At 46.3% G+C, this 20,526-nt stretch carries 12 protein-coding genes and 1 pseudogene; all 13 read right to left on the bottom strand.

Annotated features, from left to right (window positions below):
- Positions 1-680 precede the first annotated feature (680 nt).
- The 13 genes and pseudogenes from HXZ99_RS07320 to HXZ99_RS07260 all read right to left on the bottom strand — a co-directional run bounded on the left by HXZ99_RS07320 (position 681) and on the right by HXZ99_RS07260 (position 19,926).
- Positions 681-2,537 carry a DUF262 domain-containing protein gene (locus tag HXZ99_RS07320; protein WP_194756640.1) on the bottom strand — a complete coding sequence of 619 codons (1,857 nt, stop codon included), beginning with the start codon at positions 2,535-2,537 and terminating at the stop codon, positions 681-683.
- A gap of 113 nt (positions 2,538-2,650) precedes the next feature.
- Entirely contained in the window at positions 2,651-3,121 is a 471-nt protein-coding gene (locus HXZ99_RS07315; protein ID WP_194756639.1) for a hypothetical protein, read from the bottom strand.
- Positions 3,118-3,384, bottom strand: a complete 267-nt coding sequence (locus HXZ99_RS07310) for a hypothetical protein (protein ID WP_194756638.1) — start codon at positions 3,382-3,384, stop codon at positions 3,118-3,120. The genes HXZ99_RS07315 and HXZ99_RS07310 overlap by 4 nt, the downstream gene beginning before the upstream one ends.
- The gene (locus HXZ99_RS07305; protein ID WP_194756637.1) at positions 3,385-8,250 is read right to left on the bottom strand and encodes an Eco57I restriction-modification methylase domain-containing protein; all 4,866 of its coding nucleotides are present in this window, start codon (positions 8,248-8,250) and stop codon (positions 3,385-3,387) included. It lies immediately after the preceding gene.
- A 9-nt stretch (positions 8,251-8,259) separates the two neighbouring features.
- Positions 8,260-11,166, bottom strand: coding sequence for a DEAD/DEAH box helicase (locus HXZ99_RS07300; RefSeq protein ID WP_194756636.1), 2,907 nt, complete (start codon positions 11,164-11,166; stop codon positions 8,260-8,262).
- 56 nt (positions 11,167-11,222) lie between these two features.
- Positions 11,223-11,942 carry a hypothetical protein gene (locus tag HXZ99_RS07295; RefSeq protein WP_194756635.1) on the bottom strand — a complete coding sequence of 240 codons (720 nt, stop codon included), beginning with the start codon at positions 11,940-11,942 and terminating at the stop codon, positions 11,223-11,225.
- A 104-nt stretch (positions 11,943-12,046) separates the two neighbouring features.
- Positions 12,047-12,919 carry a WYL domain-containing protein gene (locus HXZ99_RS07290; protein ID WP_194756634.1) on the bottom strand — a complete coding sequence of 291 codons (873 nt, stop codon included), beginning with the start codon at positions 12,917-12,919 and terminating at the stop codon, positions 12,047-12,049.
- Positions 12,920-13,050: 131 nt separating this feature from the next.
- A pseudogene (locus HXZ99_RS07285) lies at positions 13,051-13,950 on the bottom strand (ISAs1 family transposase); the annotation flags it as partial.
- Between the two features lie 225 nt (positions 13,951-14,175).
- Complete coding sequence (locus HXZ99_RS07280) at positions 14,176-14,325, bottom strand: hypothetical protein (RefSeq protein WP_194756633.1); 150 nt, start codon at positions 14,323-14,325, stop codon at positions 14,176-14,178.
- A 79-nt stretch (positions 14,326-14,404) separates the two neighbouring features.
- Complete coding sequence (locus tag HXZ99_RS07275; protein ID WP_194756632.1) at positions 14,405-17,233, bottom strand: DEAD/DEAH box helicase; 2,829 nt, start codon at positions 17,231-17,233, stop codon at positions 14,405-14,407.
- Positions 17,230-18,897 (bottom strand): tetratricopeptide repeat protein, encoded by a 1,668-nt coding sequence (locus tag HXZ99_RS07270; protein ID WP_194756631.1) that lies wholly within the window; start codon positions 18,895-18,897, stop codon positions 17,230-17,232. The genes HXZ99_RS07275 and HXZ99_RS07270 overlap by 4 nt, the downstream gene beginning before the upstream one ends.
- Entirely contained in the window at positions 18,888-19,460 is a 573-nt protein-coding gene (locus HXZ99_RS07265; RefSeq protein ID WP_194756630.1) for a hypothetical protein, read from the bottom strand. The genes HXZ99_RS07270 and HXZ99_RS07265 overlap by 10 nt, the downstream gene beginning before the upstream one ends.
- The gene (locus tag HXZ99_RS07260; RefSeq protein ID WP_194756629.1) at positions 19,432-19,926 is read right to left on the bottom strand and encodes a gamma-glutamylcyclotransferase family protein; all 495 of its coding nucleotides are present in this window, start codon (positions 19,924-19,926) and stop codon (positions 19,432-19,434) included. The genes HXZ99_RS07265 and HXZ99_RS07260 overlap by 29 nt, the downstream gene beginning before the upstream one ends.
- Between the last annotated feature and the right edge of the window lie 600 nt (positions 19,927-20,526).

The following is a 20,526-nucleotide window of genomic DNA, read 5'->3' as shown; positions in this document are numbered from 1 at the left end:
CTATCTTCACGTAAATATACTTTTATTTCTTTAGTTTTTACACCAAAATGTTGAATTATTGTGATCAGTTTATCGCGAATTCCATTGGATGAAATGATTGTTCTCAGCACTAACACCAGCGGGTAACTAAGAAGCGACACGAAGCTTATCATGCGAGCGAGAGTACATCGGATTACCACGTTTGGAGATAAACTTGGGGGCGTCTGCCATTTGTACAAAATTACCTGGGTCAATTTGATACAGTTCTTGCAGCACCTTCACATATAGCGTTTCTCACGTCTTTATATCGGTATGAGCCATACCATTAAAAACAGTGCCGTATAGCCGCTTGAAGGTAAAATCACTTTCTAACGCCACGGGTTTTGATTTATCAAGTGATTTCACAGCTTGTTTATTCCGCACCGTTTCGGCTACAACATCTTCTTCTTCCTTAGTGACTTAAAAATAAGAGGTCAGCAGCTTTTCAATGGCACTCGCGCTTGCCTGAATATGCCAAATTCATCGTTAAACGACGCGATAAATTCCAAACCACGCTTTAATTATTCGTTGTCGCGAGGATCAACCTCAAGCAACAAGTCATCTGGCATGGAAAGCAGTTGCCCTTGTAGTGTGGAAACGTCATCAGCGAGCTGTTTGATTTTGGTTTTCACTTTTCGACTCCGTTCTTGATCTTTTTATAGCTACTTAAACGCCGAAAGATCCCAACGTTTTAGGGCGAACTCTTGTAGCTCCTTTTCTCTGAAGTTATTTAAACGCCTGTATTGCTCCAAGTAATACTTATCTTTCGAGCGTGTTACGCCTTTTAACGAAAGCAATATCTCCTCTGCTTTAACAGCGGTATGTTTCACTTGGCTAAGCTGACTTGGTTGCTCAGATACTTCGCCTCGTTTCACACCACTCAGGTATGCCTTGTACTTTTCTTCTAGTGAACAGTCCTTCACTTGAATGTTGATTCGAAGCTCTAAAAGCATGTAGTTTCCCAAGCGACGACGCTCATGATTGTCAACCACGCGGTCGTTCTCGTCTTGCCTAAATTTCGTTGACCAAATATGTTCCACCGATAGATAATCTAACGTCTTCCCTTCTTTGCGTTTCGATAAGATCGACTTGATATCAATGGTGCGGTTTGGGTTTAAGTAACCCTCGTAGTTGATGAGAAAATATTTCAGGCTATTCCAATGGTAAAAATCAAAAGACTCATCACTATCCAACTCGAAGGATTTTTTGAATTGGCCTTCTGGCGAGTGGTATTCAACAAAGCCTATTAACCTATCAACTAATTTCGGTTCAGATATTGCCCCATGGTAATATTCAGCTGCAAGATTAAACAATTCTGCCTGCCCCGTATCATGTCGAGACACCACACCACGGGCTCCATATACTCTAAAATTCAGTATTTCTAGTAGTTTAAGAAGATTTAATTGAGTTCTTGATGTTTGATTGGGCTTGGTTAAAACAGCCAAGCATAAAGGCATAATTGAAGCTTGACGTGGTTGTGACCGAATCAAAATAAATTGTTCACGCTTAAGTGCAACATCCTGATTAGGCGAACTTTTCACCTCTCCCGAATATATCTCTGCGTAAACGGATGCAGCATTAGCCAAAAAACGCGTGAAAGTGTCGATATTGGTAATGAGTTTCTCTTTTGCGTTATCGTCTTTTATTGCTTCGCGAACATCATACAATTTTTTAAGTTCATCATAAGTGTGCTGACTAGACTCTTTAGTGAGCCTCAATATCACAGTCGAACAATATCGAAGAAAAGATGACTCTTCCGCTCCTGTCGTTTTGTTTGCATTATTTAAATTAGCGAGAATGCCTGACCACTTATTATCAATTAATAGTCGAGTTTCTTCAGCACCAACCTTTGCGCAGCAGTAAATAAGATAATTCTTAACTTTTTCAAGTTCACTAAGAGGTTTCCCCCGGTTGTTGATAACCTCAAACATCACACCAACTTCAGCTTTGCTCGTTGGGGCATATACAATAAACCCCAGTTTATTCAGTATAATGTCTAACACTTGCTGATTATCGACTTTCGCAAGCCATGCGCTTACGGTTCTTTTCGCATCATCAATACGTCGATGCGATTCTAGCGTTTGTTTTACATCGTTACCATTTACAACTCTAAGAATACATTGGTCGAAGAACTCGTTACATGCACTGTTGAGGGTTAAGACGGGATATTCATTCCCTAAAGGCCCTCGTATCAAATATTTCGTTTGAAACTTTCTGGCTTCTGTTTCAGACATATTATCACGAATACCCGCCAAAATAATTATCAAGGTCGTTAATCGCTGCTGACCATCTACAATGTCATAGATTTCTGTCTTTCCTCTTTGAGGGGAAAGCACAATTGTACCGGTAAAGTGTTCATGTTCAGGGCGGTAATCAAGCATGTGCTCGATATCTTCAAGCATGGCATCCACGTGCTCTTTTTCCCACGCATAACCACGTTGATAATCGGGAATCCTGAAGCAATGATTCTCGATAACATCTTTAAATGGAACAAGATTAGTACCTAAGATTTTAGTCATTTTAATTTCCGTTTTCCGCCCAAAAATGTTACCAACGACATGCTAGCATTCTTTTCAAAATACTTCCCAGAGTCGACCACCGTTAGTTTCCACGAATTTTCTATGAGGTCACGTCATCGCTTCGCTTTCCATAGATCTAACTCCTTGATACGTTTCCAAGCAACCATAAAAAAAGGAACAGCCAGAAACAAAATATAAGCAAATTTCCAATTCGCTTTTAAGACAAACGTCTCTTTAGACATAAAGGGTACCCAGCTATCAACCCGAGTTACTTCATTGGTAGGAAACGCATGAGGAAGAAACATCGCTATGAAAACTATGACAAAACCCAACATTATGAACAATTCATTTTGCCAGCCCATAAAATTCCGACCTTTAATAGCCATAGCATAATTAAATGTACAGAGAGCAACGATGTAACCAAACATTAGTGCCAATGTTCTTATTGTGCTTGGCGGAACTAGCTTGCCTAATTCTTCATTTTGAACAATAACGATTGCCGTAAATAGCATCATGCATGTGAACGCACATATTGTTAATAATCTTAAAATAAATCCAGAACGCTTTGTTATAGCTAAGCTCATTCATCATTCTCCTTTTCAGGAAATTTTGTTGTATTGTTTTTTACCGCAAACCAAGACCGAATAAACTCTTTGATTAATAAAAAGAAAAAAGTGAGCAAAAGTAATGGCCAAAGGCTCAGTGCTGTTTGCCCCATTTGATTAAACATACTTTTCAATGTAAATCCAGTTGCTACTGTGACCCCAATAATAGCCAGCACTCCTTGCCATCGTCGAGCAAGGTGAATGGCGGCACGTCCTATTGGTATTAAAAATTGAACAGCCATTTAAAAGTCTCCTTTATTTAGATTTTCTGATTTAAATATCTCCCAAGCGATGGCGTAGTCTTCTTCGCGGTTGGGGACGAAGAATGGGGCTTGGTAAGTGATGATTTTTTCACGTGGGCCGCCAGGAAGCGTGTCGTCGATAAAGGTTTTGCTGATGGTACCGCTTTGCATATCCTTTATGTCTTCCCAACCTAATGCTATACCTGTTTCACTGCGCTCTTCGCTGTCGATGGTGTAACTGATGCCGTCATTGAGATCGCCCTTGCGGGCTTTACGCGGCAAACCTATACCAACCAAGCCTTTACTTGGAGTAAAGACAATGCGTCCATTTTGATCATAGGCGGTTTCGGCTTCGTACTGGCGCATGACGGGAAATTGCACCCTGTAAATAGCGAGTAACTCTTCCAGGGTTAATCCAAGTGCTTGAGCTACCAGCACATCGATTTCTAGCAGGGCTTGGCGACGAGCGTAGTCACTACGTAACGCATTGTTGCGTTGCCAGTTTGGAGTAAGGTTGGCAAAGAAGCTCTGAAGTAATGCTGGGTTACCTTCGTTCGCAGCCCACGACTGTCTTTGGAATTGAGAATCCCAACAAGTCTCCCAAAAATCATCGTAGGACTTACTTAAAGAGACAAGCGCTAACGCTCTTACATGAAGTGCGGAGCGATAATTGTCATTCGACAAGATTGGCAATTGGTTTATTAGAGAAGTATTCGCATGCCCCATGCCAGTGCTTTTGACACGGTAATCCAAAACCACTGAGAGAGTCATGGAAAAATAATCCAATAAAGTTACTGGATCCTTGAATGCAGTGCAAAGGCACGTATTAATGTGAGCAGCCCCTTTTGGAATAACTGCGGTTATCAGAGTTCGCTCAGAGGAAGGACCTATCATTTCTCGATTAACCAAGCGGTAATAATCCGTCACTAAGCGCGGGCTGGTTTCGCCAGGTTCGGTCCAGGGCACGCGTGGGGTGCGGGCGCGATAGGTGTCGAGATCGCAAGCCGGCACGTAGTTCGTGCGCGGCAGGTAGTCGTCGGGTAGCGATTCGAGGTCAAGGATGTCGTAGTGGCTGTTTTGAGTGCACTCTGTACGCGGTGTTTTGTAAAACGGACTACCCACGAAGAAATGCGGCCCCGATAGAATCCATTGCTCGGGTGAATCAGGGAATTGGGTTTCCCGTCGCATTGTGCCGTCCTGTTGTGAGTTCACCTCATTCCAATGTTGAGTGGAGTAATACTCACCTTTCAAATCTCCGAGTCGCTTCGGCTGTTCGGCAAACTTTATTAATACGCTCATTAACTGACTGGCATGAATTGCAGGTAGTCGAGCTTCTAGCGCGGGTGTTCCAGCCTCATCATAAAGCTTGGCAAATAGCTCAAGTTCACGCTCAGTAATTTGAATCACACGATCTTTATGCCCGTTGGTATTCCAAATCGATTTAACCATTCCCTTATTTGATTCGATTTCATCTTTTATACCTGGAACTTTACCGTCACCGCTATGAGCAAAACATGTATCAATAGTTTGTGGGATAAACAGATTTGCTAAATGATTGAACGTCGGCTTTTCTTGCACTGAGCCGTAAACGTTGATGCTGTAAGTGGTTGCGTGATGCACTTCCGCAAACAAGCCCATTTCATTATGAAATTGAAAATGTTGGCGAAGTCTCTGATACAGAATGTTTCGGAAGGCACCACCATTAGGATCGTCATAGGTTCCTTCAGGGTGCAGGAATCCGCTCACACCTTTGTCATTTACGTTGTGCCATGCACGCGGTAAGAAACACTTAAATAAGTTCGCCTTTTGCCCTTTCAACTGCGGGTAATTCACCTGCGCATTCAAAAAATTCTGCGTACCTTCACTGTCTTCAAATTCATCGGTCCAGCCTTGTTTCAGCTCTGGAATTCGTTCGAAGGTTTCCTCACGCAGCTTAGCCAGTGCTGAGGCTGAAATCTTACGAATCACAAAGCGTGGCTCGTAGTCACCGAGCACATCACCGCTACTCCATTCCACTTTTAACCAAGGTGGATTACCCAGCATAAGGTCAAAGCCGCCTTGCTCGGCAAAAATATCGGCAAAGGCCAGCTCCCAATGAAAGAAACGGCGTTTTTGCGCCAGTTCCATCACCGTGTTTAAGCGCGGTATTTGTTGTTGCAAGGCTTCCATATTGAGCTTGGCTAAGTTTGGCGCCCTACTTGTATTTGGCTCGTTGTTTTTACTGATGCGAAGAATGGTTTCAAGCTCAGCTAAATAGTTCTCGCGGCTGGGTAAGCTAGCATGTTTGCTGATGGGCCAAAACCAAAGCGCACACCAATAATCCATCACCAGTTTAAGCTGCTGGTACTCCACTGTGCCCTGCAACTGGGCGTCTTTCTCGCTCATACTGCTATGGGGTGCAGGCTCCTTCGCTTCATGCTCGCTCATGCCGTATACATGATAGAGATCGGTAGTGCGATCACGCAGCTTTGCAAGTGATTTGGCGTGAGCATGCCATAATGAATCAACATGCGCTGAAATACGCTCTAACCGGGCAACATCGTCTTTAGTAAAAGGCTTAGTGAATTGCTTGCGCCAGTCGTTGATTGCTTTTATTTCGTCTTTATAAAGCGCTTTTACTTCTTTGTCGGAATAACTTGCCATGTTGCTGTCGGGCAGCAAGAAGTGCCAAACCCCACCATAATATTCACTATTCAGGGTGCTGCGTTCAGGTGCAGCTTTTAGCCAACAGCCGTCTTTGCTATGGGTGAGCTGGCTCGGCTTGAACACTTCGCGGCGCGCGCCAATGAGCGAATTGCCGTGAAACAGTTGAAAGCCAAACCAAGGCACAAAGCGGTCTTTCGAAAGGGCATTCAACCACAACGACACTTCGGCAAGCTCTACCGCAACGGGGTTTAAATCGACGCCAAACACGTTGTTGTCGGCAATAAACATTTTTACTTTCTGCTTTTCCAGCACAAAGTCGTCTTGAGCAATGCGCTTACCCGTAGCGCGTTGCATCAGTTCAAGGTATTTGTCGGAAATTTGGTTAATGGCTTCGTTTAAGAACGCCGCGCTGCCCATGGCAGGCTCACAAATGGTGAGCTGCAATAAACGCTGAGCCCGCTGTTGGTCGCTTTCTAAGTGCTCAAGTTGCTCTTTGTACACTTCTTTAAGCGCATACTTTACCAAGCTCCTGGTGAGCACTTCGGGGGTGTAATAGGACGCGGATTTCTTACGATCTCGCCCAGCTAAGCGGTAAATAAAGCTGCCTTTGGGGTACACCAATAGCTTGTTATCGCCCGCTTGGTTTTTCACATATACTTTTTCATCGTCTTTATAATCTGCCAATGCTTCTGCGGTTACAAAGAAGCCCATACCCAATGGATCCCAGCTTTCATTGGCGGGTTTCACTTCGTATAAATCAGTGCCGGCGAAAAAGCCTCTGTAGCTCAATAGTGCTTCGTAAACTGCCCCGAGTTGGTTGATACCCAACTGCGCATAAGAAATACGGCCACGGCGGTTGCGGCCAGATTTTTCTTTCGACAGCGACATGAGTTGAATTATGCGTTGCAAAACTTGGTTCGGGAATATCACGCGGTTAAGGTTGCGGGTACGTTGCGGATCAAACAAATGGCTTTTCAGGGCGTGCATTTCAAAGGTATCGCGGCCGGTTTGCGAGCTTGTAGCAAAGAGATCATCCTGACGATTGCCAGAATCAGGGCGATAACCTTCGAACACCAGGTTAAATAGCATGGTGAGTGTGTCATGGAAATAACGCCCATCCTGATCAGCTTCGCTGGTGAGCGGAATCATTTCCAAGTCACGCAAGTGCTCCAGTGAATAGCCCTTTATGTAGGTGTCGCTGGTTACCGGGGCATAACCGAGATCAGGCCGCGCTTCGATATAAAACAAAAACAACAAGCGGTACATGTAGCGCAAACATTCAGCGCTGAGCTGAGATGGGTCTAGGTAATAATCCGGGTCGGTTTGGGTATAAATGCTCTTGTTATGGCGTTTGGCACGCGCTTCAAGCTGCTTGGCCGCTTCGTTGCCGAGTAGCTCAATACTCTCACGCAAGGCATATTTTAAATCTTCTGATACTCCATAGGCATGCTTGTGTGCATTTTCATCAAGGGTATCGAGTAAGCTTTGCCCTTGTCCATCGGCTAGGGAATCACGGTGTAGCATTACGCTAATAGCTTTTAACGCTTCGGTTTCACGGCGAGTGAGCAAATCGAGCCAGTCGAATCGCAACAAGCGGTGCTGCGCAAATTTGGAGCGGTCGATGAGTAGCCACTGCTGCGGACCACACAACAACACCCAACGCGGCGGCTGAGTTTGCGAGAACACCTGTTTACTTAAGCGATCTTGCCAGGTTGGACTGTCACTTTGCAGTACGTCTTTGGGAACTGGTAAATCGTGCAGGGTGAGCAGTTGCTCGGGTTGCACTTGGCAGGCCAGTGGGTCTTGATCTAAGCCTTCGCCTTGTGCTGGCATGGCTTCTAAAATCCACACCAGTGGACTACCGTCTTGCGCCCTCACCTCTCCTAACAAAGGCAGTTCCACATCGTTATCGAGCGGAACACGCATGGGTGAATAGGGTAAATCTAGGATATCTAGCAGGCGCTTAGTCACTGCACGTAAGCCGTTCAACTTATCGTTAACGCCACGATAGCGCTGAGCTTCGCCTAAACGCTGCAAGGTTTCGCGCGCTTGCGTGTTCAGTTGATTAAAAGGCGCACGATAATCTTTCTCCTGCTCTTTGGCGTCGGTTTCAAGCTGCTGCCAGGTGGCAATAATGTCTTTAATATCGCCACTGAACACTTCACTGATGTAATGCTCAGAATAGAATTCGTTTTCGTTAATGAGGCCGTTAATAATCATGAACTTTCCTTAAATTTCGCCTTCGGCCTGAACGCCGGTAAACACAGCTACAACTTGCAAGTAGGGCGAGTCTTCCGTGTGTTGGGTGTTTTCAATCCAGCTTTGGTAATCATTAAACACCCGATCAATTTGTGCTTGGCGCTCGCTTTTACGACGTTGTTTTAAAGCCTCCGCGGCATCCGAACTCGCGAACTCAAGCTCCATTTGACGTTGGTGTTTCGTTTTCAAGCTATTTAAGCGCTCTTCAAGTGCGTTTATGTGCTCAGCACGCTCTTGCTCGTATGCTACTTTTAAGCCACGCAACCTTTCTCTGGCCGCATTGACCGCAATAGGTAATAGTGCTTGCAACCTCTCCGTTACGTATGTTTCGCCTCGATTAGCTAGTGCACTCTCACCAAGCCCAAGGCGCGTTTTAACTGAGTCCCAATCAAGTAGCTCCGTTACCTCATTATTTTGAATACAAACACCCACCCAATCTTGAATTAGGGCGTGCCCTCGGCGATTGGGAAAACCACCATGCATTAGTACGATGCTTTGTTGGTTATTAAGGTGGTTCGGCAAGCGAAGTACGGGTGCTGTATGGCGACCAAAAGCATTTAACGCTTTGTCGGAAAGCCATTCCATAACTGGGTGTATTGGCCATAAATAATGGAGCGCTGGCCACTGAGCGTCGTCTTCCTGTCTACAGCGCTTTATTTCATCACTAATTTTTTCGATGTTATTCGTTAATGTGAAATGGTCGTTATCTGGGCGTATTTCTTTTGGTAAATAGTTCAAGCGCGTGCGCAAGTCGCTAGGCGCCGTGATACTAAACACATCCTTACGCACTTTCGCGTCAATACGTTGGCCACTTTCTGCGAACCAATCCACTGCCGTTTGGCAATATTCTATTCCCGAGGTAAATACGCGCGGCAGTGCACTTACAGCATCAGTTTCGGTATTCCAATCGTGGCTTGGAATAAAGTTCGCCATAGGGCTCTCACTGGCAGCAGCTTGATTGTCCATAAGAGCGGCAAATGCCGCTGACAAATCAACGGCAGATTCGTCTTCTATCACCGCAGCAACTTTTTCTACTTCTTCTTCACTACTATGAACGCCTAAAAACTCAGAAGGATCGCCAATATTTTTACTGGCTTGCTCGTCTTTCTGAATAAGCACCTCAAGCACCCGCGTATCGCCTCGAACTTTTTCATGATCACTCTCCGTTAGGAGATAACGAATTTGCGGTTGCTGTGTTTGCCCGTAACGGTCAATACGACCGTTTCGCTGCTGAAACACCATCAGCGACCAAGGAATATCGAAGTGAATCATTTTGTGGCTCATGTGGTGTAAGTTAATACCTTCCGACGCCACATCAGAACACAAGAGTAATCGCAACTTGCTTTCTTTACGGTTGAACTGCTCAACCGTGTCCATGAGCTCTTTGTCTCGCAGCCCACCATGTAATATCGCAGTTTGATCCTTTTTCAGTTTGAGTGCTTTCGGTAAGTTTTCCTCGAGAAATTTAAGCGTTTGAACACTCTCAGTGAACACAACTAAACGATCATCTGCTGCTTTACCGTTCCATTTCAGGTCATTGGTAATCACGTCTAAGAGCAATGCATATTTGCTGAAGTGCTCAGGCGTAATTACCTTCAGCGCACTTTCAAGTCCTTGCAAGGTATCGTAATCGTCTATAAGTGAACTTTGTTTTTCATGATCCCGCTCTTTTTCAATCCGTTTTTGTACCCGAGCCATACGGTTTTGCACTGTCGACAAACACGCTGAGGGGCTTGAAAACAATGCTTTCTCTAACGTGGTACGGAATAAGTGCCCTGCCCCATGGGAGCGACCATCTAAATTCTGAAAGGTAACATCCATTAAGAAATCGAATGCAACTTCTTCCGCGCGACTCGCACTGGTTTTAGAAACTTTAATCTCGCGTTCAGGAAAATTCCCCTTAAGTTGTTCGCGCACGTCTTTCTTAAAGCGACGAATCACCAATCCTTTATCCCGAAAATCTTCATTTGAATAATCGCTCGGGTTAGCTATGGCAGTCGGGTCGAGCATATTCATTAAGCTCGCGAAGGACTCTGGTTTGCCGTCATGAGGGGTTGCGGAGAGCATAATAAGCGTGTCGGAACGAGTGGAAATAAGCTTCGCCAACTTACTCCGAAGCGAACCAGTGCTGCGTTCAGCAACGTTATGGGCCTCGTCGATAATAATAATGTCCCAGTAGGCCTGCTCCAAATAGTGTCGATATTCGATGTCTTGCTTTAGCGTATCTATAGAAATGATGGAGCGGTCGAAATAATGAAATGGGTTATGATTCGCCGGTATTTTATTACGAACACGCTGTAAACCCACAGAATCTAAACGCACCAGCGGGATGCTAAAACGGTTCCAAAACTCTTGCTGGAACTGCGTAAGCATCGATTTCACTGCCAATACAAGAATACGTTTACCGCGCCCTCTGGCAATCAACTCTGAAGTTAAAATACCCGCTTCCAGCGTTTTACCAAGGCCTACCGAATCTGCGATCAAAATACGTTGGCGCGGTTGCTTCAGCGCCTGCAATGTTGGTTCAAGCTGAAAGGGAAGCTGATCAATGGCCGCACGGTGACCCAAATGAATCTTTTCAGTTGAAGGTGCAGTTTTACGGAGCATGGAATCGATATAGAGCAAACTTGCTTTGAAGTTGCTACTGGTGTCGTCCACTAAATTTGTTTCTTCAGGCGCGAGTATTGTTACGCTGTCCAACTTAGTCAGAAACTGCGATTCACGCCCTTGCACCAATGGCGATAAGCCCTCGCAGGTCAGCAAGTAGCCCCCGTCACTGGCGTAGTCCACTGCTTTAACCCGCCACTCCGCATCTCGAATCTCGACACGAATCCCTGGCGCGAAACGGGTGTTTTGTTGATTATTCTTTGTATCCATTTGTACGTCCTTGCATGCAAAGCATCTGTTCTATATTTTCTAATAAATTAAGTAGTTCATCGCACCTGAGATTTTTCCTGAATAAGCGTGCTTTTGACACGTTCTAATTCCGCAAGTCGAACATCCAAATATTCTAAAAATCGCACTCGGTCCAGTTTTGATGTGAAATTAAAATCAAAAGGAACAAATGAGAGTGCGCGATTTATTCTATCTATCCTAGCAACCCTCATCTTTTCTTCGAAGTCAGCTAAGTTATTCTGAAATTCCTCGAATCGTTTGTTATTTTTATCCTCAGGAAACAACATATCAAAGTCCTCCGCGGAAATAGTTGAAGTAAGATATTTCGATGTATTATTCCTAATATCTGTACTTCCTGAACTAGTACCTCCCCTATCAGAGTAGCTAAGCTCAAGTAAGAATTTCATAATGCTAGAGTTAGCCAAAGCAATCTCAGTTAAAGCTTCATCATCTAACAATTCCGATGCAAGACTTTTCATCTGTTCGTTATAAGAAACAGCCTTTTCGAGTAATGGAATAGCCTCTTCAACATCGTCCTTTAAGTACATGCTATCGACATCTAACGCTATAAGATTCATACGTGCCGCGTGCCGAATCTCTCGAAATGGCTGAGCTTTTTCTAGTCGCGTGGCATACGCCTCCATTGATTCGGATAGTTGCTCAAGGCCTTTAGTCGCAGCACCTAAGCCTTGCCCAGTCAAATGAGCGGCCCCTTTTGTTAAACGGTAACCAGCTTTTACAACTCTCCATAATCCCATAACGTCCACCCCAACGTTTCTGCACTTCTAAATTTCAACTTGGTAACAAACAGCCTTGCATTAGCTATCGGTGTCTTTCAAAGTTCAAAAGGAAGTAGTGTGAGTCATTCAATCACCGCATACCCCGGCGCCACCGCCAAATTATTGGTATTCACTAAACTAACCCGGTTACGCAGCCATAGCTGGTATTCATGCCCTTCCAGGGTGCCATCTTCGGTGCAATCTACGTTCCAGCGGCGCAGCAAGTAGCCGGCCATGGCGGCGCGCACGTTTATGGTGAGCAGGCCACTAACCATGCCGTAATCCATTTCAATGGCGGCTTTGTGTTTTACGTTATGCGGGTGGGGCACCAGCTGCAATGGGATCATGCGCTGCCATTCGTGATCGGCTTCGGCTTCTTCGAAGGTGTCGGCATCGTCAAGAATGTGCACTTCATGAATTCGGGTGAGTACAAAATCGCGAAAGCTCTGGGATTTCCGATCAAAGGCGCGCACATGCCAGCGCAAACCGTTATCTACAATAGAATGCGGCACCAATTCGCGCTCGTTTTCGCCACTGCTCAGAGAGGTGTAGCGCACTAGCACCGCTTTGCCATTCAATGTGGACTGCACCATACGCGCCACAATGAAAACATCGGGCACGTTCAACGAGGAAGGCGCCTCTACCGGAAAATGGGTATCGCCAATCGCATCAAAGCCATCGGAAATATCATTAGCGAGTTTAATAAGCGTGCGTTTGGGATCGTGCTGGAAAATAGGCGCAAAGGTTTCCGCCTGGAAATAGCGCTTTTCTTGGGAATCGTAATACAGGTTATTTGGCGCCAGCTCTTTGTATAAATTAAAATCACGCGTGCCGGCCGAAAGACCAACCGAAAAGCGCTGCACTAAATCGTTTCGATAAATGCTGCCTTTAAACAACAGGCTAAAATCAATGTAGGCTAACCGCTGCCGTTGCGCGAAAGATAGGTTTTCAAGCATGTTCCGTTGCCACTTTTTATTGTTGTTGTGCTCTTTGCAAAAATAGATTTGTAAGCTTGTTTATTTAACTAAAACCTAGTGTGGTTTATTTTGGTGGGGTTGTAAAGTCAGGGCAACCGCATGAGTGTGCATTAATTCGCCATCTCGCTGAAGCCCGCAGATAAGACAGCCTCCAGATACTTGGCTTTCATCCATGCTCGCTTTTGTTTAGCAGGTATACTGCCCTTTGATGATTCTGCGCGCAGCATGTTTAATGCCATGTGGCGCAACGTAGACCAGTTCTCAGCACCATGATTCTGGTGGATCTGGCAGTCATTTTCTCGCAGGGAAACATCCAGGACCCAGTGCAAGCTATTTTCAACAGACCAGCGTGCACGTGCGGCATCGGCCATCTATCGCTCCGATAGCTCGGCAGAACTGATATGGTAACGATACGTTAGTTCTTCTGGTTTTCCCTTTATCTGGCGGTAGCTTACACTCATCCCTAAGGTCTTGAGTCTGGGCCACTGTGGAAAGTTCTCGTTGATTTGGTCGGCGCTGAGCACATGAAAAATTCGAGCTTCCACGCGACCATGTTTGTTCTCAATACGAATGTCTCCCAACGACTCTTCCCGCTCTTTCGCAAATGCCCCAACGACAGCGCTGTGGAGCTTCTTATGATTCGACTTCAGCGTAAACAGGTAATCTCGACCCTTGTCGACAATATGTTGTGCAATTTCTGTCTGGCATCCCATGGCATCAATCGAGACCAGAGTTCCGTCGATATCCAGAAGCTCAATTCACTCCGGGATAGCCGTAATCTTATTCGGCTTGGCGGCCGTTTTTACTTGCCCCAGCACCAACTTATTCGCACAGAAAAAAGCATTAACCATGTGAATCGTCGAGAACTTGTTGCTCCGCTGATACGAGCTACGCAACGTTTTACCATCAATGGCAATGACCTGCCCCTGAGTGGCCTCATGCACATCCTGCATCCAGCTCACAAAACATAGCCGAAATCGCTCTGGGTCAATGGGGGAGATGAATCTGCTTGTTGATTAGAAGTCACAAGCCGTTGATTTTTATATTTTATTATGGGGATGTTAATTTAAAAATGACAGCGCACTCGTCGATATACTCACCACTTGTGCGTGCTATACAGGCATGAAAAATATCAGTTGTACAACCGTTTCTATTTCCACTGAAAGCGCTATGCCGAGCTATTCTAAGAGAAATCATTTCTCGGTCGACGTTCTCGTCACACACCAGTTCCGATGCTAGCGATGCATCGTAGCGGTAGGGTTTCGGTGGTTTTTGGCATCAAACTCATGCTGCACCCCAATATGAGGGCGTCGAGCAATCTCTTGCTGGTGGCTACAGGTACCCGATTGCTGTCCGTTATTTGAGTTATGTTTTCCGTTTGCCATATACAACCTTCGCAACCAGTTCAGTTTATTGGTTTCCGCGCTATGCCAACAACTAGATGCTCAATACGTTCTGTCGGTCTTATACTAGCCAAGCTCCCGCGACCCACTGATTATTCTCCGGGTGCAAGTGAATATTACTTACTGCCTTTAGTCTCTTATCCGCACTTAACTCTGCCTGCGTAAACAAGGCCTGATTCTCTTCTCTGATGGGAGTCAGTGTTCCAGTGACACCGCTTGTTTTCAACCACTCCGCAAATGCATCTGGGTTGATCTGAACATCACCATTGGGTTTGACCCAGAAGGCGGTGTATTCCTGCCGCATTCTGCTGCCCTGGTCGTTTTGCCACCTGAGAAGGCTGGTTAACAGCGCTCCACCCTCTAGTGGGTGGTTTTCAATAACCGCACTCAAACCCATAAAGTCGTAACTCTTTGCCTTTCTAAGCAGGTACTGCATCAAAAACGAATCCAGATCCAGCATGTGCGTGTTTGGCCGATTGACCACTAGGTCCCGATCCAGAGTAACTTCATAGCGGCTTCGCTCCACGCCGAGTTCATGCTTTACTGCCTCCGGAAGCCGAATATGAAAGAGTCGCCCCTCATGGGTTGTCTCAACAACCTCTATTCCCAGAATTCTGAACATACCCACTGCAAACACCACACCGTGCTCATGGTCAATCCTCAAACTGCTGCCGGTTTCATTCGGGTCAAAGCCTGCAGCATGCTCAAATAGTTCTCGTTGCTTTTCAGCTGCCGCTTTTGCCCTCTCCAGTGTCTCGGAAATTCGCTCCTGAGTTCGAGTTATACCCTCAACGGTGGCTTGCTCAAGAACCTGATTAACGTCCAGCAAATCGGCCAGCTCACCAAGAATGTCGTCGCGAAGCTGCTCGTTGTAATCGGCGCTCACCCCAGCCAGGTCGTCTACAACCTGGTCGATGCGGGTGTACATGAGATCCATGACTTGTTCATCAGCGGTGTCTGGTGAATGAAGATTAAAAACTACAACTCGCTTCTTTTGGCCGTAACGGTACAGGCGACCGATGCGCTGAACCAAGCGCATCGGGTTCCAGGGTAGGTCAAAATTCACCATGATGTGACACTTCCGCTGGAGGTTAATACCCTCGCCGCCTGCCTCTGTTGAGATAAGAAAATTAGCAGCATCCTCGAAACGGGCTATGGCATCGCGCCGCTGGGTATGGGGCATTGAGCCGTTGATCAACTCTACACTGCCCTCACCAAATCGACTCTCCAGCGCATCACGGATATAGGCTTGAGTAGTCCTGTACTCGGTAAAAATTAAAACCTTCTCGTTTGGATTGCTGCCCAAGATTTCGGAAATCAGTTGATCGATAAAGCCTGTCAGCTTTCTGTCGTCGCCACGCAAGCCGTCGGCTTCGGCGATTAGCTGGTCTAACAGTTCGAGCTCTCCCTCGAAAAACTCTTTGGCATCAGTGTATAGCTGTTCTTCCCACTCGCCGAAGAAGCGCTGATCCTGATTTTCGATCTCCTCAAACTTGATACCTCCGAGCATCTCACCCTCAAGTCGAGCCTTACGATTAATCAGAGCCTGATGAATCGCCGCAACGCTTGAGGCCGCCAGTTTACGGTAAACCGTCATAACGAAGCCGATGGCGTTGCCTTTGAAACCCAGCGCTGCCCCGGCTGCATACCCCTTTTTAAGATAGTCCTGAAGTTTGTCATCAAAGTCCTTCGCTTCTTGAGATACATGCACTGGCAATGAGGTGGTGGTTTTACCTTTAAACAGGAAGTTCCCTTCCGCATCCGTCACATCCGCTTTATTGTTGCGGAATACCATCTCTCCGATGATTTCGGGGTTTAACGCCAGCGTGGTAATTTCTTCCTTGCGCTCCGGATGAAGCAACTCTAGGAGCGCTTGGAACTTGTCCTGCATTCCCTGGTGAGGCGTAGCGCTCAATAGAATTAGAGCATCCGTGTTACGGCGTAGATGCGCCGCCAACTGAAAGCGCTGGGATGCGTCCAGCTTCATTCCGTACTGTCGCCGGCTCAATCTGTGGGCTTCGTCGAAAATGATAATATCCCACTTTCCAGCTTGCTGGATTTGATTCAGGTTCTCTGGACTCTTCAAACGATCAATGGAAGCGATAACAAAATCAAACATCTTCCAGTGGCGAGGTTCATTAATCATAAAGTCCTCACCGTAAATCTGGAACTCCCCCATTTTGAACTTGTAGTTGAGCTCCTCCTGCCATTGTTTGGTTAAACCTGCAGGAGTAACAAGCAGCACTCGCTTGAGGTGTCCTCTTTGTTTGAGGGCAGCGAGGAGCATACCTGTCTCAATCGTTTTTCCGAGACCTACATCATCGGCTATCAGCCAATTCAGGTGGCCAGATGCAAGGATGTGGTGAACCAGATGGATCTGGTGAGGTAATGGATCAATTTCTAGGCTCGACAGAGAGCCGGTGTTCTCATTCCACATTTCCAGAGCATGTGCCAACGATTTGAGCCTGAAACGCTCGGCGCCGTCCTCCGGCCCCGTATCACCGAGAATGAAACGATGTCTCACACCCTTTATCTGTCGGAGGTTCTCATACGGCAGCCATACCTGACGACCGAACTGAAGGAAGTCGACGAGTGCCTGGTCTTTTTCTCCGATTGTTCTTACTCTCTGAATTACTCCTTCACCAAGGGATCCTCTTACACGCGAATTAGGCAGGTCCTGTACTTCCATCTGCGGCTTAAGACCACTCTGGAGGTTATCCAAAGATTCAACAGAAACCCGTCCGGATTTCTGCCACTTAACGGTGATAACCACATCATCGCCTCGATCCACAGAATCGACGACACGGCCCACTGCTTCTTCACCAGATGGCGATACCTTTTTTACCCAGCAGTTTTTGACGGGCAGAAGACGACTGTTACCTTGGCTCACTTTTTATCCTCCTTTTCGTCAAATGCTTCTTTCGGTAGTACTTTGAACTTATTTTCTATTCCAGGCATGGCGAATCCACTATCTGCACCGAGCTCCCTGAGTTCGTCTCTCATCCCTGATATTTCACTCAAAAGCTCTGGGGTATCAACGCCCCACTCATCATGAACTGGGAAGATAAAGAGAAATCCAAGATCGCCAGGAAGAGTCCGCCTACCCGCACCCATTCGATACCGGAGGTACTTGAGAAATGCGTTGAAGTTGCGCCGCAACCGATTATTGTAATACCACTCGTCAAAGAGATCTTCGATAAAGGCTTCAACCTCGAACTCATCTGGAATGGATGGAAAACAACAGATAAGCCTCAATGCATCTGCCCAGCTGAAATTCCTGTATACGGCCTCGGCCTGCATAAACGGCGCGTTGGAGTGCATCCGAAATGTGGTCCAGAGATATTCATTGCTGAACCAGATCGAGCGGACCTTTTTTGCCAAGACAATCTGTTCTGGAACTGCACCTCGTTCGATCTGATTTTCTATCGCTATACGAGCTGCGCCCCAACCACTTTCCACGAAGATCGACTCAAGGAGTGGTAGATACTCCTTATCCCATCTCACTCTCTCTATGACATCCACGGCAGCCTGTCGAGCTCTCTGTTCTCTGGGGATACCTGCAAGCGTGAGATCTTCATCCGTGTTTTCACGACTCGCCTCTTCATCGAAATCGTCGAGGTCTTCCCAGCCAAAGTCCTCAGACTCAAAGTCATCCAAGGGGTAGTCTTCTACCGTCTCAATAATCGGATCAATTTCGTCAATATCGTCATCGAAATCGTCCTCAAAATCGACGATGTCGAGAATATTGCGTTCGTCATCCGGCAACTCAAGGCTATCTTCGGAATTTTCCAGATCATCATCACTTTTAAAGGAAAGGCCCAATTGAGCTTCTGAACGAACTGGCGTCTCCGTCTGTTTGGTAGCAAAGGTCTCACCCGATGATGGGGCATCCGCTACCTCTGACCGGAATTGAATTGCCTCGCGAACGCCTGGATCCGGCGTACCAACATCCGAATCAGCTCTACCAGACTCTTCGAGCGCACTTTCGTCAGTCGCATATGGGAGATCAAAGGAAACGGCATCATTTTTCTTTGCGCGCCCCCTTCTGATGATCGTAATTTGGGGCTTGGAATCTTCAGGTGTCTCTGCGCCAATTCCTTTCTTGGACTCTCGCTTCAAGCAGAGTATGCCCGATCTTTCTCGATTCGAATTCTTGTTCTCATCAGTCTCAGCACAGACTTCCTCTAGAGGCGAAAATTCATCGTTTGACGAATCTTCAGCTAACTCTTCAATATAATCTGCGTCTACCTCGGTGAGGGCTTCAGGTGAGTAATCGTTTTGCGAGGCTGGAATCGGGTCGGGATCAGTCTCGGCGATAGATCGTCTCAAGTAAACAACCGCCTTCTCAGGCTGGTTATCCAGAAGATAAACCCTCCCCAGTGCGCTGAGAAGAGGCCTATTATCAGGGGAGTCGGAGATGGCTTCCTCAAGGAGATCGATGGCCGCTTGGCGTAGCCCCTGGGTAACAAGCTGGTTGACCTGAGTCAGTAAGGATGTTGTCGTTTCGGTCGACTTTCGACCGAAATTACTGTGTTTGTTGGTCCCTAACACCACCCCTCCACCTCTAGTGCTAGCGGCTCTCTACTCGGTACGCAACTGAACACTGCCGATATTCCGGAGTAGCCGATTATTGGCCCCAGAATTTCATACAAAAGCATAGCCTTCGACTTTGTTATTGTACACTCAACACTGATTGATTCGGCGGACTTTTTCAAGCACCGAAAACGTTTCTTCTTGTCCTTTTGCTCAATAATGGCAAAAGGGATATTGGATTTGAAGTCAAAGATGTAATCCGTTCGCTTGCGCTTACCCTCGGCGGTGAAAGTGCGCTTCACATAGATACGTCCATCGGTGAATCCAACTTCCTCGCGGACTTTTTTCTGCATGTCCCAACCTGCCTGTTTCAGCGCAGGCATGATGAGCTTGGTGCAGATGTCTCGCTCTGAAAGGCCTTTTTTATTCGTCATCCGATGGTCGGATTCCCTTGGTTGGTTCGGGCTGTGTTGGGCATATAACGCCCGCAGCATGCGCGGCTTTGTAGTGAAGGCGAAGCCGCAACGAAAAAAGCCGTCGCTATGGCTGCGATTGTTAACTGTATATTGCACGTTCTCTTGCATCTCTTTCTGTATCCGGGTCTTCCTTGCTCTTTGTAGCTGACAAAGCATCTAGGTAGTCTGCTGGAACCCCTGTTTCTTTCGCACCATATATAACGTGATGTAGATACCAAGAGTAAGGCATCAAAGAAGAATCCGTATTTGTTGCATAGTATGTAACAGCTTCTACGGCATTGTCCTGACCATCATTTACCAAGACCTGTTTTTGCTGATACCCATAACCCAATCCTTCAGCCCTATCGAGCGCGCCTTTGTCGTCTTCTGATATTTCGAACAGTGCGCCAACTATATAATCACTGGGATTTCCAGTGAATAGCGCATCGCATTTTCCCGACCCATCTTTTCTACTCACCTTATGGAACCGGAGCGAATGTTCAGAAAGCGTAAACACACCTATTCGCACAGCACTTGGGACCCTTTCCTTAAGCCTTGGCAGTGACATATTTGATCCGTAAGCAAAATATTTCACGGTGTCTCCATACAGTTAACATTTTTATACTGTGCACGCCTCATATCTCCAATACACCAGCATGCACACTTTGTCGTTTTACTTCCTTGCCTATTACCGACCCCAGACTCACCCTAGAACCCGCATAGGTTGGAGAACAAAAGCCTAAAAACGAGCACAAATACGGCGTGGAAATGCAGCGAAACAAGAATTCAAATAGGCGAAGAAAAACTTATGAGGAGGGCTCTTCCTTGAGGAAACAACTGAGCTGGCTCAATAATCGCTCGCCATAATTCCGTCGGCGTGCTTTTTTACTATTATTTGAGATTACTAAAACCGCTGCTGGGGAACAAGCGAAAGTTATGGGTGAGGCTATTCATGCTTAATAGCACGAAGAATATCGACATGATGAGATTACATGTCGATTTTTAAGGCTTTTATCGACACGTTATTCTTCTCTCGCTTCAAAATGGTGGCGTAGCCAGCTCATGGTTATCGTCTAAAAATGGACCTATTGGAGATGTTCGAGAGCGCAGCGCTAAATAAAAAAGCCCCTGTCTGAAGTAACCCCATAAAGTTGGACTCATTTCTAAGCGGCTACCAAGGCCTGATTTCGATATT

Origin of the sequence: Aliidiomarina indica, from assembly GCF_015354615.1 — a bacterium.
Taxonomy (GTDB): domain Bacteria; phylum Pseudomonadota; class Gammaproteobacteria; order Enterobacterales; family Alteromonadaceae; genus Aliidiomarina; species Aliidiomarina indica.
This window is presented reverse-complemented; position numbering and strand designations above follow the sequence as displayed.